This is a genomic window from Mesorhizobium sp. M0058 (assembly GCF_040323095.1).
Taxonomy (GTDB): Bacteria; Pseudomonadota; Alphaproteobacteria; order Rhizobiales; family Rhizobiaceae; genus Mesorhizobium.
Map to the genome: position 1 here is coordinate 57775 of NZ_JAMYUQ010000018.1, position 12696 is coordinate 70470.

Annotated in this window: 13 protein-coding genes; 8 read left to right on the forward strand and 5 right to left on the reverse strand. The window is 64.8% G+C overall.

Translation table 11 applies throughout. The annotated features are described in order from the left end of the window. Positions 1–88 precede the first annotated feature (88 nt). From NKJ75_RS27040 to NKJ75_RS27060, 5 genes are read left to right on the forward strand one after another with little or no spacing between them, the layout of a single operon-like run. A complete protein-coding gene (locus NKJ75_RS27040; protein ID WP_023804581.1) occupies positions 89–1075 on the forward strand; it encodes an ABC transporter permease in 987 nt (328 codons plus the stop codon). Beyond that, on the forward strand, positions 1072–1902 hold the full coding sequence (locus tag NKJ75_RS27045; RefSeq protein WP_023835044.1) for an ABC transporter permease: 831 nt from the start codon (positions 1072–1074) through the stop codon (positions 1900–1902). Before NKJ75_RS27040 ends, NKJ75_RS27045 begins: the two co-directional genes overlap by 4 nt. Then, a complete protein-coding gene (locus NKJ75_RS27050; protein ID WP_023835045.1) occupies positions 1899–2900 on the forward strand; it encodes an ABC transporter ATP-binding protein in 1002 nt (333 codons plus the stop codon). The genes NKJ75_RS27045 and NKJ75_RS27050 overlap by 4 nt, the downstream gene beginning before the upstream one ends. Next, a complete protein-coding gene (locus NKJ75_RS27055; RefSeq protein ID WP_023744052.1) occupies positions 2897–3673 on the forward strand; it encodes an ATP-binding cassette domain-containing protein in 777 nt (258 codons plus the stop codon). Before NKJ75_RS27050 ends, NKJ75_RS27055 begins: the two co-directional genes overlap by 4 nt. A 58-nt stretch (positions 3674–3731) precedes the next feature. Beyond that, positions 3732–4244 (forward strand): L-2-amino-thiazoline-4-carboxylic acid hydrolase, encoded by a 513-nt coding sequence (locus NKJ75_RS27060; RefSeq protein ID WP_023824654.1) that lies wholly within the window; start codon positions 3732–3734, stop codon positions 4242–4244. 10 nt (positions 4245–4254) lie between these two features. Here the strand turns inward: NKJ75_RS27060 and NKJ75_RS27065 are convergent, their stop codons facing one another. The 5 genes from NKJ75_RS27065 to NKJ75_RS27085 are packed head-to-tail and all read right to left on the reverse strand — an operon-like array spanning position 4255 to position 9292. Next, a complete protein-coding gene (locus NKJ75_RS27065; RefSeq protein WP_023835046.1) occupies positions 4255–5037 on the reverse strand; it encodes a DeoR/GlpR family DNA-binding transcription regulator in 783 nt (260 codons plus the stop codon). A 2-nt stretch (positions 5038–5039) separates the two neighbouring features. After that, on the reverse strand, positions 5040–5843 hold the full coding sequence (locus NKJ75_RS27070) for an HAD-IIB family hydrolase (RefSeq protein WP_023824656.1): 804 nt from the start codon (positions 5841–5843) through the stop codon (positions 5040–5042). 7 nt (positions 5844–5850) lie between these two features. Beyond that, positions 5851–7143 (reverse strand): iron-containing alcohol dehydrogenase, encoded by a 1293-nt coding sequence (locus NKJ75_RS27075; RefSeq protein WP_081726209.1) that lies wholly within the window; start codon positions 7141–7143, stop codon positions 5851–5853. Between the two features lie 14 nt (positions 7144–7157). Beyond that, positions 7158–8615, reverse strand: coding sequence for a xylulokinase (locus NKJ75_RS27080; protein WP_023835049.1), 1458 nt, complete (start codon positions 8613–8615; stop codon positions 7158–7160). Beyond that, on the reverse strand, positions 8615–9292 hold the full coding sequence (locus NKJ75_RS27085; protein WP_023835050.1) for a beta/alpha barrel domain-containing protein: 678 nt from the start codon (positions 9290–9292) through the stop codon (positions 8615–8617). Before NKJ75_RS27085 ends, NKJ75_RS27080 begins: the two co-directional genes overlap by 1 nt. 237 nt (positions 9293–9529) lie before the next feature. Here NKJ75_RS27085 and NKJ75_RS27090 point away from each other — a divergent pair, with 237 nt between their 5' ends. The 3 genes from NKJ75_RS27090 to NKJ75_RS27100 all read left to right on the forward strand — a co-directional run bounded on the left by NKJ75_RS27090 (position 9530) and on the right by NKJ75_RS27100 (position 12687). Beyond that, positions 9530–10843 (forward strand): ABC transporter substrate-binding protein, encoded by a 1314-nt coding sequence (locus NKJ75_RS27090; protein WP_023826303.1) that lies wholly within the window; start codon positions 9530–9532, stop codon positions 10841–10843. 67 nt (positions 10844–10910) lie between these two features. Then, entirely contained in the window at positions 10911–11843 is a 933-nt protein-coding gene (locus tag NKJ75_RS27095; RefSeq protein WP_023835052.1) for a carbohydrate ABC transporter permease, read from the forward strand. A 10-nt stretch (positions 11844–11853) separates the two neighbouring features. Continuing rightward, positions 11854–12687, forward strand: coding sequence for a carbohydrate ABC transporter permease (locus NKJ75_RS27100; protein WP_023835053.1), 834 nt, complete (start codon positions 11854–11856; stop codon positions 12685–12687). Positions 12688–12696: the final 9 nt, after the last annotated feature.

Genomic DNA, 12696 nt, shown 5'->3' on the forward strand with positions numbered 1-12696 from the left:
CCCCCTTGCGGGGGAGATGTCCGGCAGGACAGAGGGGGGTGCCTAGACACCGCACCTCTCCCGACTGGCGCAGCGCTATGCCTTTCCCATGACCCGCGCCCTCACCCTCATGCGCCGTCGCCTCGTCGGCAGCATCTTCGTGCTGCTGATCGTCATCATCGGCACATTCCTCCTCCTGGAAGCCGCCCCCGGTGACGCGGTCGACGCCTACATCGTCTCGACCGGCGGCGACGCCGGCATGATCGAATTGCTGCGTCATCGCTGGGGCCTCGACCAGTCCGAGCTGACACGGCTCGCGAACTATCTCTGGGCGCTGCTGCATTTCGACCTCGGCCAGTCCGTTACCTTCTCGCGGCCAATTCGCGATGTCATCCTGGAACGCCTGCCGACGACACTGCTCTTGATGGTGACCGCCACCGCGCTCTCCTTCGGTTTGGGCTCGGCGCTCGGCATCTACGCCGGCGCCAGACCCGGCAGCTTTCGCGACTGCTTCCTGTCGATCGGCTCGCTGGCGCTTTATGCCGTGCCGGGTTTCTGGCTTGGCCTGGTGCTGATCGTCGTCTTTGCCGTCGACCTGCGCTGGCTGCCGATCGGCGGCATCGAGAGCCTGGCCTCGGACAAGACCGGTTTTGACCGCGCCACCGACATCGCCGTCCACCTCGTCCTGCCGGTTTCCGCGCTCGGCTTCATCTATCTCGCGCTCTATCTGCGCATGATGCGCGCCGGCATGGCCGAGGCGTGGCGGCAGGATTTTGTGCTCGCCGCCCGCGCCAGGGGGCTGTCACGCCGCCGCATCGTGCTCGCCCATGTCGCCCGCAACGCGCTCTTGCCGCTGGTCACCATGCTCGGCCTGCAATCGGCGCAGATGCTGGGCGGCAGCGTCGTCATCGAAAGCGTCTTTGCCGTGCCCGGGCTCGGCCGGCTGGCGCAGGAAGCGGTCGCTTCGCGCGACACGCCGCTGCTGCTCGGCATCATCCTCACCAGCGCCGTCCTCGTCATTGCCGTCAACCTTGCCGTCGACATCGCCTACGCCTTCCTCGACCCGCGCGTCGGCGCCGGCGAGGCCAGCGCGTGAGCGCGCTGCCGCGGTTCCTGCGCCGGCCGGAAGCGGTCGCCGGCGCGATCATCCTGGCGCTTCTGTTCGCCATGGCGCTGTTTGCGTCGCTGCTCTTCCCCGGCGACCCGCAGGCCATTGCCGGACCAGCACTGCTGCCGCCCTTCCAGGACTGGTCGCTGCCGCTCGGCACCGACCGGCTCGGCCGTGACGTGCTGGCCGAACTGTTCCACGGCGCCCGCACCTCGCTGGCGGTCGGCCTGGCGGCGGCAGCGGCGGCACTCTTCATCGGCGCGGTCGTCGGCACCCTGGCCGGTTTTGCCGGCGGCCTTGTGGACGAGGGGCTGATGCGCATCACCGATGCCTTCCAGACCGTGCCGAGTTTTCTCCTGGCGCTGGCCTTCGTCAGCGTCGTCGGGCCGTCGCTCGGCGTCGTCGTCACGGCAATAGCGCTTGGCGCCTGGACCGGACCGGCGCGTGTAGCGCGCGCCGAAGTGCTGTCGATCCGCGAGCGCGATTACGTCGCCGGCGCTCGCGTCATCGGCATGCATCCGCTTGAGATCGCTTTTCGCGAGGTGTTGCCCAACGCGTTGCCGCCGGTGCTGGCCTTGTCCTCGGTGATCGTGGCCGCCGCGATCCTCACCGAGGCGGCGCTGTCCTTCCTTGGTCTCGGCGACCCCAATCGCGTTACCTGGGGCGGCATGATTGCCGAGGGCCGCACTGTGCTGCGAACCGCGCCCTTTCTGTCGATCGCTCCGGGCATTGCCCTGGTGCTGACCGTGCTCGGCGTCTATCTCGCCGGCGAAGGCGTGGTCGAAACGACGGCGGTGCGGAGGAGCCTGTCATGACCGCACTGGCTGAGGTACGCGACCTGTCGGTGCGCTATCGGCGGGACGGGGGCGAAGTGACGGCACTGAAGGGGGTCAGCCTGGATGTTATTGCCGGCGAGCGGCTGGCGATTATCGGCGAAAGCGGGTCGGGGAAGAGCACGCTGGCGCTGGCGGTGGCTGGACTGCTGCCGGCGAGCGCCAAGATTGAAGGGCATTTCAAGTGGCAATTTCAGGCGCCGCGATCCTTCCCACCCCCTTCTGTCCTGCCGGACATCTCCCCCGCAAGGGGGGAGATCAGCAGCTTTGCCGACGGCTTCCCTTCTGCAACGTTCGTGGTTGGCGAAGGCGGAGATGAGAGAGCAATCTCCCCCCTTGCGGGGGAGATGTCCGGCAGGACAGAGGGGGGTGTGACGGAACGCCGACCTCTCAAATTAACCGAACCCAGTACGCTCCCCCTTCCCGGTCGCGACATTGGTTTCGTCTTCCAGGACCCCTCCGCCAGCCTCGACCCCGTCATGACCGTCGGCAAACAGATCGCCGAAGTCGCCCGCACCCACCTCGGCCTCGACTGGCCACAAGCTTACGCCAAAGCCAAAACCCTGCTCCAACGTGTCCGGCTGCCCGACCCACAAACCGCCATGCGTGCTTTCCCGCACCAGCTCTCCGGCGGCCAGAAGCAGCGCGTTGCTGTTGCCGCGGCCATTGCAGCCGGTCCGAAACTGCTGATCGCCGATGAGGCGACCAGCGCGCTGGACACCATTGTGCAAGCCGAAATCGTCAGCCTCATTCGGCAACTGGTGGCGGAGGACGGCATGACGCTGCTGTTCATCAGCCACGACATCGCGCTGGCCGCCGAACTCGCAGAGCGTATCGCTGTATTCCGGAACGCCGAACTGATCGAACTCGGCCCGACGGAGCAAATCATAAACGCCCCGCGCCATGCCTATACACGAACGCTGCTCGACGCCCATCTCGGCCTCGACGCCGATCCGCTGCTACGACGGGCGCCGGCATGAACTTGCTCACCGTCTCCGGTCTTACCAAGCGATACCGTCGTGGCGGCAAGGCCATCGCGCACGTCGACGGTGTCTCCTTCGCCATCGAACCCGGCGAGACGCTGGCGCTGGCCGGGCCCTCCGGCGGCGGCAAGTCGACGATCGCGCGGCTGGTGCTTAGGTTGATCGAGCCGGACGCCGGCACCGTCCAGTTCGAAGGCGATGACTTTCTGCTCTTGAAGGGTGCGGCCCTGCGCACCAAGCGCGCGCGCCTGCAAATGGTGTTCCAGGATCCGCTCGCCGCGTTCAACCCGCGCGCCACGGTGGCTCGCGTGCTTGACGATCCCTTGCGCATCCATGCCATCGCTTCCCGCGCCGAGAGGCCGGCCCGCATTGCTGCCTTGCTGGATCGCGTCGGGCTGGCAGCCGATCTCGCCCCGCGCGCCATTCACGAAATCTCCGGCGGCCAGCGCCAGCGCGTCGCCATCGCCCGCGCCATTGCGACAAACCCGTCGCTGATCGTGCTCGACGAGGCAGTGTCGGCGCTCGATGTTTCGGTGCGCGGACAGATCCTCGAACTGCTGCTCGACCTGCAAGCCAGGGAACGGATCGCCTATCTCTTCATTTCGCACGATCTCGGCGTGGTCCGTGCGATCGCTCACCGCGTCGTCCTTCTCGACGCCGGGCGGATCGCCGAGAGCGGCGACGCCCGCACCATCATCGACGGGCCGCAATCGGCGGTCGGCAAGGCGCTGGTGGCGGCCGCGCCAAGATTGAACAGGATCCGGCCATGATCCCGCAAAGTGCAAACCCGTTTGCGGACAAGATCATGGTCAAAGGCAAGGACACATCATGACCGATCCCGAAGCACCCAGAGCCGAAAAACTCTCGCGCGAACTCGATTTCGCCTTCCGCAACCGCGCCGATCTCTACCGCCTGTTTCTCGACGAGCTGACCGGCGAACTCGGCGCGGAAAAGGCCGAGGCGATCATGATTCGCACCATCGAGCAGCGCGGCAAGGAGGTGGCGGCCGCCGCCTTCGCCCGTTTCGGACCTAACGACGCGCCGGCCATCGGCGAGGCATTTTTGGCCGTCAGCCCGGATGGCGGCCTGATGTATCCGACCGATGTCGAGCGCGGGCCGGACCACATCGCATTCAAGGTGAAGCGTTGTCCGCTGAAGGACGCCTGGGTCGAGGCCGGTGTCGGTGATGAAAAACTCGCCACGCTCTGCCGCATCGCCGGCGCTTTCGACCGTGGTCTGTTCGAGGCAACGGGCGTGCGCTTCGACAATGTCACCTGGACGCCGGGCCACGGCCCCGGCTGCTGCCACATCGCGCTGACCAACCGGGATGCCGCCGGATAGCCAATGCTGATCAGTCGGCGGCAAACACATGCAGCTCCGTGCCCGCCTGTTCGGCAGCAGTGCGCAGGTCGGCCTTCGGTTCGCTGTCGGTGACGATATCGGCAATGTCGTCGAGCCCGCAGATGCGTTCCAGACTGCTGCGGCCAAACTTGTCGTGGGTCACCACCAGCACCGTCGACAGTGAACGCGATATCATTGCGCGTTTAACGGCCGCGGCGCCCGAGATCATGTCGCTCGGGCCATCGGCGCTTATCCCCGATGCCCCGATAATGGCGACGTCGGCATTGTAGCGGCGCAGGAACTCGACGGTGTCTTCGCCCAACACGCTGCCTTCCCGGCTATCATAGGTCCCGGGGCAGAGCAGCACCCGACAGGTCGGATTGGCGCCCGCCACCGAGGCCACGCCGGTGGAATTGGTGATGATGGTCAGGTCGCGCTTCAGCTGCGAAAGGTTGCGCGCCACCTCATAGGTGGTCGAACCGCCATCGATCATCACGATCTGGCCCTTCTCGACAAGGCTTGCCGCGCCGCGGCCGATGCGGGCGCGCTCCTCGATCAGGGTCAGGCCACGCTCCGAAATCACCGGTTCTGATGTCACCAGCGAGATCGTCGCACCGCCATAGGTGCGGTTGATCAGCCCGGCATCGCCGAGTTCGATGAGATCGCGGCGGATGGTCTCGCCGGCGACGCCGATGCGCCGTGCGAGCTTGGAGATGCGTATCGACGCCGACCGGCGCACTTCCGAAAGGATAAGCGCGTGCCGCTCCTTCTTCGTCAGTCGGCCTTGGTCCATGACTATTCCATTCCCTTTGCAGCAATCAGCGCGTCGCCAAGCTCGGCAAATCCCTCCGCGCCGCGACCGCTTGTGACGAAGGCGGGAGACGCCGGAAGCTCGCCGGCGAAGTCCAGCACATTAGCGACGCCGACGCTGTTGGGGAAGAAGCCGAACATTGGTGCATCGTTTGGACTATCGCCGACGAAGACAATGCTGTCCTTGTCGTGGTCGATATCTATACCGAAACAGTCCCGCAAGAATAGCCGGCTTGTCGACAGTTTGTCGTATTTGCCGAACCAGCCATTGACGTGGATGGACGAGATTTTCGCCGTCGCGCCGTAGCGCTGGAAGATGCCGACGATCTTCAGAACCTCGGTTTTGGGCAGCGGCGCCACGTCCTCGCAAAAATCGATCGCCAGATCGGCCTCGCGATAGGCCTGGTCGGCCGCGACCGCCGCACCCGGAACTTCGCGCAGAACGGTTTGCTCGATCTCCTTGAGGCGCGCGGCATCGGCCTGCCGTTCGGCAGCGCTCTTGGCGTAGTGGCGAACAATCCGCTTTTTGGCGTCGTCATAGCGGAAATAGAAGGCGCCGTTCTCGCCGATCACGCCATCGACCGGCCATTGCCGCGCGATCAGGTCGCACCAGCCGGCAGGGCGGCCGGTCACCGGCGCGACAAGAAAGCCGGCCTGCTTCAGCCGCTCGAGCGCCGCATAGGCTTTTGCCGGCAGCCGTCCCTTGTCGGTCAAGGTGTCGTCGATATCGGTCAGAACGACGGCGATGTTGCGCCGGTCCAGCGCGGTGAAGTCGGCAAGCGGACGCAGCACCCGCTCAGGCTCCCGCCGCAACCGTTTCGAGCGAGGCAGCCGCGACGTCGAGCATGGTGAACCTGTCGCGGATCAGCCGGGCATTGGCGACCGCCTCGTCGTAGAAGCCAGCCGGTATGGCAACCTCCTGCGGCGTGGTCGGCGCGCCGGCGGCGCGCAGTGCTGCCGCGATCTCGCGCGCCGGGCGTGCCACCCGCACCAGCCTTTCACGATGCGAGCGCCATTGCTTGGCCAGCATGGTGTTGATGGCGTTTGCCCGTTCGCGGTCCAGCAGCTTGGGCTTGAATGCCGCCCAGCAGGAACGTCCGAGCGTTTCGCCGAAGATCTCGATGAAGCGTTCTGGCGTATCCGCGGACGGCGCGAGCTGCAGCTCCGGCAGTGCCAGCACGCGCTCCTGCAGCCGCGCCATCGTCAACGTCGTCACCGCTATGTGTTCGCCGTGATGCGCCTCAGGCAATCCCTGGCCCCGCATGTCGATATAGTGGGCGATCAGATGTTCGCCCTGACTGGCCGGATAGGAGCCGCCGCACAAAGTCATGCCAAGACCCGACATGACCAGCGTGCGCACCAGCACTTCCATCGCCTCAAGGTCGCCGGTCCCGAGTTCGCCGGCCTTGGCGATGAGCGCCTCCTCGTCCTCGGCCAGAAGCATGAACGGCGCCTCCCGGTAGGGCGTGCCGAGCAACAGATGCGCCATCAGCCAATCGGTCTGCGCGGTCGGGCGCGCCATCGAATCGCCGAAGCCGGCAGCGATCAGCCGGTCCGGCGCCCGCGCCATGACATCGAGATCGAGGAAAACGCCGACCGGCAGGCTCGCCGTCAGCGATTTCTTCAGGCCGTCCTCGGTGATTGCCGCCGACACCGAGGTGTAGCCGTTCATCGACGGCGCGGTGCCGAACACCGCATAGGGCTTTTGGGTCAGATGGGCGGCATATTTGGTGATGTCGTTGATCGAGCCCGATCCGACCGCGACCAGGCCGCTGGCGTCTTTCGTGCGGGCGATCACCGATCGCACGGCGTCCATGTCGGGATGCGGATGGCGCGGCAGGATGATCTTGTCGACATCGCTGGAGCCGCGCAGCGCAATCGACACCCTCTCGCCGAGCGCCAGCCTTGTGTCTGGGTCCATGACCACGGAAAGCTTGCGGCCGAGCGGCAGCGGCTTGACCAGCGCATCGGCTTCGTCGCCGAGGCCGCGCCCTATGACGATGGTCTTCAGCGGCACCGACAGCATTCCCTGGCTATCCGGGTCAGGCAGCGTGCCGGCAATAAGGCGATCGAGCATTTGTCTGGACATAGGATGCAGTCCGGTCAGTCAGCATGAAGCGGGGTCAGGGCATCGAATAAGGTGCGATACCGGCGGTAACTTCTGTCGTAGGCGGCCTTGGCGGAAGGATCAGGGTCGATCGTCTCGATGTGGCCGGCCAGCCTTTCAGCCGCCTGCTGCACTGAGGAGGTAAGGCCGATGGCCGCGGCGGCAAGGATTGCCGCACCGATCGGCGAGGCATCGGCCGCACCTGCGATCTCGACCGGCCTGCCGCTGACATCGGCACGGATTTGCGCCCATACCCGGCTGCGCGCGCCACCGCCTGAGAGCCGGATGCGATCCGTCGCGATATCGAGATCGTCCAGCCGGTCGACCACGTCGCGCATGGCGAAGGCGCAGCCTTCCAGCACTGCGCGAGCGCAGGCCGCTTTGCCGTGGAAGGATGTCAGGCCGTAGAAAGCGGCACGCGCTTCGGCGATCCAGCGCGGCGCCATGGCACCGGACAACGCGGGCAAGAACAGCAAATCGTCGCTGCCGGCAACCACCGTCGCCGCCAGTTCCGACATCGCCGCCGGCGAATCGACGCCGAAGGTTGTTAGAAACCACGTCACCGCGCCGCCCGAGAGCCATCCGGGATTGGAGATGAAATAGCCGTCGCCGAGAAAGCCATGGGTCTCGACCAGGCCGCTGGGGTCGAGGCGAAGCGTGCCGGAAACCGCGCCGACCACTTCGGCCGTGCCGAGATTGCAGGCGACGACACCGGGCACGACAACCCCGGCGCCTATGGCGGCCGAAAAATCATCGCCGGTGCCAACCGCCAGCGGCGTGCGCACAGGCAGGCCGGTGAGCTCGGCGCCGGCGTGCGTCAAGGCGCCGGCGATCTCAGATGCATCGTCGATGCCGGGCAATTTATCTGCATCGATGTCGAAGGCCGCCAGCAGATCGCCGGCATAGTTGTGCTCCTTCAGTCCATAGAGCATGGTTGTCGAGGCCAGCGCGTGATCGATGACGGCACGACCGCACAGCGCCGCGACCACGAACGATACCGGTTGATGCCAGAGCGCCACCCGGCGCGCTTCGGGCAGGTTGCGCGCGGCCCAGCGGATTTTCGCCGCCATATGGGTGGCGTCCAGAACGAGACCGGTGCGCTCACGGATGAAGTCCGGATCGATGCCGGCGATCTCTCCTGCCGCCCGCCGGTCCATCCAGATGATGCACGGAGCCAGCGCCTCACCATTGCCATCGACCGCGACGCAGCCGTCGAGCTGGCCGGCAATGGCAATACCCTTGATGTCGGACGGCGCAAGCCCAGCCTTGTCGAGCGCGCCGGCAATGGCCGGCTTGAGCGCCGCCAGCCACAGCGCCGGGTTCTGTTCGGCCCAGCCGGGCGCCGGGAAGGCCGGCTGGTACAGCGCAGCGGCCTCGCCACGCAGCCGCAATTCGTCATCGACAACGATCGCCTTTAGGCTTTGTGTGCCGAGATCGATGCCGATGACTGGCATTAGACGCGCTCGCAATCCGCGAGGACATCCCGCAATTGCGAGAGGATAGAACCTTTCGTCGGCGAATAGGAGCCATCGAAAATCGCTGTGCCAATGGTAAAAGCGTTGGCGCCGGCCAGCTTGATCGCCTTGAGCCGATCGGCTGATGCCACGGCGCCGGCGACGATCAGATGCCGCGACGGACCAAGCCCGCGCCGGGCTGCGCGCACCAGTTCGGCCGGGTCGGCCTCGGTGGCGCGATAGGCGAGGATGTCGCATCCCGCACAACCCTTCTCGGCGAAGGCCCTGCAGTCGGCCTCGACGTCCTCGGCCGAGCCGCCGAGCTTGGTTGGATGGCCGACCGGCCGACCCGGAAAAGGGTAGTATTCCGTGCCGCTCCCCTCCAGCAGCGCCATGATCTCGTCGACCTGGGTTCCACCGAGCAGGCGCTGGATGCCGAGATCCCTGGCGATGCGTGCAGAATTGAGGCAGGCCTCCGCCGTCGTCGAGACAACTTCCATGTAAGTAGTGGCGCCTGTCCGCCCAATGGCGCCAGCGAGCTTTCGCAGCACATCCGGCGCGACGCCGATATCCTTGAAGCCGACATGCTTCAGGCCGACCGGCTCGATCAACTCGACCAGGTCGAGACAGTCCTCGACCGTGCGATCGTTACGCGTCAGCATAAAGATGAAGTCCATCCGAAAGGTCCCTCGCCTGGTCGGGAAAGCCGGTTTGCTGCCGGTCTGTTAACACCTCCCAACCATTTGTTGCAAGGTGCCACATTTTGATTTGCAGTACCACACATTTTATGACAGAACGGGCGCCGGCCCGCCAGGCACGACTTCTAGGGAGAGGGAAGAATGCTCAAGCCGCTGAGACGTACCGCGTCCAGACTGCTCGTCGCAGCCGTATTTGTGTGGCCCCTGACGTGGCAAGTGACACAAGCGGCCGCGTGGGATCTGAAAGAGGCGTCGAAACCCTATAGCGGCCAGACCATCCGCATGGTCGGCGAGGCGCTGCCGCCGCTCGAAGCGCTGAAGAAGATGGCGCCGGAGTTTGAAAAACAGACCGGCATCCATGTCGAAGTCGAGATGTACGAGCACTCGGAAGCCGTCAACAAGGTGCAGCTCGATCTCAACTCGCACCGCGGCCGCTACGACGTCATCATCCAGCCGCATCGCGAACTCGGCAAGTTCGCCACCAACAACCATCTGGTCGAAATCGCCAAGATGATGGCCGACCCGGCTTTGCGCGATCCGAGCTTCGAGCCGGAGAAGCAGCTCTACCAGACTGCCTGGCACGAAATCTCCTGGTATGACGGCAAGGAGTACGGTTTCCCCTTCACCGTGCTCAACATGTTCATGTGGTATCGGTCGGACCTGCTCGCCGATCCCAAGGAGCAGGCAGGCTTCAAGGCCAAGTATGGCTACGACCTCGCTCCCGCCAAGGACTGGAAGCAGTATCGCGATATCGCCGAATGGTTCTATCGCCCCGACCAGGGCTTTTACGGCACCGCCCTGCAGGGCAAGCGCCACGAGGCGCTGTGGTATGAGTGGCTCAACTTCCTTTATTCCTTCGGCGGCGACGTGCTCGACGTGAAGAGCGGCTCGGCCTGCGGCCCGGTCATCGTCAACAGCCCCAAGGCCGTCGCCTCGCTCGAATATTACAAGAGCCTGCTGCAATTCTCGCCGCCGGACAGCCTCAACTATTTCTGGGATGATGTCATGGCGCTGATGCAGCAAGCCAAGGTCGCCGAGCTGATCATGTGGAACGACGCAACCTATGCCGTATCGGTCGACACCACGGCCTCCACCGTCGTCGGCAAGGTTGGCTTCGATCTCGTGCCGCAAGGCGATGGCGGCAAGATCGGCCAGGTCGAAGGCTGGACCTATCTCATCCCGGTCTATTCGAAGAACCAGCAGGCCGCCTTCCTCTTCGTCCAGTGGATGATGGGCTATGACCGCCAGCTCGAGCAGCATCTCAATGGCGGCGCTTCAGGTCGGCCCGATGTCTATGCTTCGGCGGAGGTGCAGAAGCTGCCCTATGCCAAGGCTTCGATGGAGGCCAACGAGCATGCGGTGCCGAAGGCGACGCTGCCGCAATCGGCCGAGATGACCGACATACTGGTGCGCGAACTGTCGTCCTACCTCGCCGGCGAAAAGGAGGCGCAGGCCGCCCTCGACACCGCCGCCACCGATATCTCGACATTGCTCGGTTCTTGCGCACCCATGACCTATCCGGCACGATAGGCCTTGAGATGTCGCGCAGAGGCTACCCGCACAAGTGGGTAGCCGTTCTTGTCCGCAGGAAACGCTCGTGACGAACCGCACTCCATCGCCGCGCCGCGGAATGCCGCTTCTCGACCGTGGGGTGGGACCGCTCTTGATACTGCCGGCGACACTGCTCGTCGTCGTCTTCCTGGTCGGCCCGTTCTACTACATGGTCTACACCGCGCTGACCGACCTCAGCTTCGCTGATGCCAGCCATGGGGGCGCCTTCGTCGGCTTCGACAATTTCCGCAAGCTGATGCGCAACGATCCACTCTTCTGGGCATCGTTCCTGCTGACGCTGAAATTCGTCATCATCGCCGTCGGCCTCGAATTCCTGCTCGGCTTTGCGCTGGCCTTCCTGATCTTCCGCTTCGTCGCCAGCCAGCGGCTTCTCACCACACTGCTGCTCATCCCGATGATGATTGCGCCGGTCGCCGTCGGGCTGATCTGGCGGCTGCTGTTGCAGGGCGATTTCGGCATGCTCACCTTCTACATGCGCAAGGTTGGCCTGCTGGCGCAGAATTCGGCGGTGCTTTCGGCACCCGACCTGGTGTTTCCGACCATCGTCGCCATCGATGTCTGGCAGTGGACGCCCTTCGTCACCCTGATCATGCTCGCCGGGATGATGAGCCTGCCGCGCGCGCCGTTCGAGGCGGCGATGATGGATGGCGCAAAACCGTTTCAGATCTTTTGCGATGTCATGCTGCCGCTGCTGCGGCCCGTCATCGCGCTGGTGCTATTGCTGCGCGGCATCGATGCCTTCAAGGAGTTCGACAAGGTTTTCCTGATGACCGGCGGCGGTCCGGGAACGCTGACCGAACTGGTGTCGATCTACGCCTACCGCGTCAACTTCCGCAACTGGGATCTCGGCTACGGCGCCGCGGTCGCCTTCATGATCTATCTCGTCGTGCTGATCCTGTGCTCCGTCTTTTACAAGGCCGTCTATTGGTCGAGCCGCAAGCAGGCGGCGTCGTTTTGAGGGCGCTGCGATGATCGATCAATCCACCAACCGCGCCTGGAGCAGCTTTGCCTGGGCCGTGCTGCTGGTCGCTGTCGTGGTGGCCTTGACGCCCTACGTCTGGATGGTGCTGGCCTCGTTCAAGAACCGCGTCGACCTGTTGTCCTCGGTGCCGAAATGGGTTTTTACGCCGACGTTCTCCAACTATCCGGCGGTCTTCATCGACAAGGAATACTGGCCGCTGGCGATCAATTCGGTGCTGATCTCGGTCTCGTCGACGGTGCTCTGCATCGTCATCGGCGCGCCGGCCGCCTACGGCTTTGCCCGCTCGGATTTTCCAGGCAAGGAAGACCTGTTCTTCTTCTTCCTGACCACGCGCATGGCGCCGCCGATCTCGATCGCCGTGCCGCTGTTCCTGTTCTTCACCTCGCTGGGCCTGATCGACACCATCTACGCCGTGGTGATCGCCCACACCTCCTTCAACCTGTCGCTGGTCGTCTGGATGATGCGCGGCTTCTTCGCCGAAATCCCCAGGGAGATCGACGAGGCCGCGATGATGGACGGCCGCTCGCGGCTCGGCGCATTCTTCTTCGTCGTCGCGCCGCTGGCCGCACCCGGCATCGGCGCCACAGCGGTGCTCTGCTTCATCCTGTCGTGGAACGAGTTCCTCTATGCCTTCATCCTCGTCGCTTTCGACGGGCGGCCGCTGACCGTCGGCATACCCGGACTGGTGACGCCGCATGGCACGCTCTGGGGACAGGTCGCGGCGGTCGCCATCGTGGCGACGCTGCCGATCGTGCTTTTCACTTTCCTTGTCCAGAAACAGCTCGTGCGCGGCCTCACCTTCGGCGCGGTCAAGGGTTGAAGGGATCTC

Bases quoted from the DNA above. Each gene is read 5' to 3' on its own strand.
- NKJ75_RS27040 (WP_023804581.1), top strand. From the start codon at position 89: ATGACCCGCGCCCTCACCCTCATGCGCCGTCGCCTCGTCGGCAGCATC.
- NKJ75_RS27050 (WP_023835045.1), top strand. From the start codon at position 1,899: ATGACCGCACTGGCTGAGGTACGCGACCTGTCGGTGCGCTATCGGCGG.
- NKJ75_RS27055 (WP_023744052.1), top strand. From the start codon at position 2,897: ATGAACTTGCTCACCGTCTCCGGTCTTACCAAGCGATACCGTCGTGGC.
- NKJ75_RS27060 (WP_023824654.1), top strand. From the start codon at position 3,732: ATGACCGATCCCGAAGCACCCAGAGCCGAAAAACTCTCGCGCGAACTC.
- NKJ75_RS27065 (WP_023835046.1), bottom strand. From the start codon at position 5,037: ATGGACCAAGGCCGACTGACGAAGAAGGAGCGGCACGCGCTTATCCTT.
- NKJ75_RS27075 (WP_081726209.1), bottom strand. From the start codon at position 7,143: ATGTCCAGACAAATGCTCGATCGCCTTATTGCCGGCACGCTGCCTGAC.
- NKJ75_RS27080 (WP_023835049.1), bottom strand. From the start codon at position 8,615: ATGCCAGTCATCGGCATCGATCTCGGCACACAAAGCCTAAAGGCGATC.
- NKJ75_RS27085 (WP_023835050.1), bottom strand. From the start codon at position 9,292: ATGGACTTCATCTTTATGCTGACGCGTAACGATCGCACGGTCGAGGAC.
- NKJ75_RS27100 (WP_023835053.1), top strand. From the start codon at position 11,854: ATGATCGATCAATCCACCAACCGCGCCTGGAGCAGCTTTGCCTGGGCC.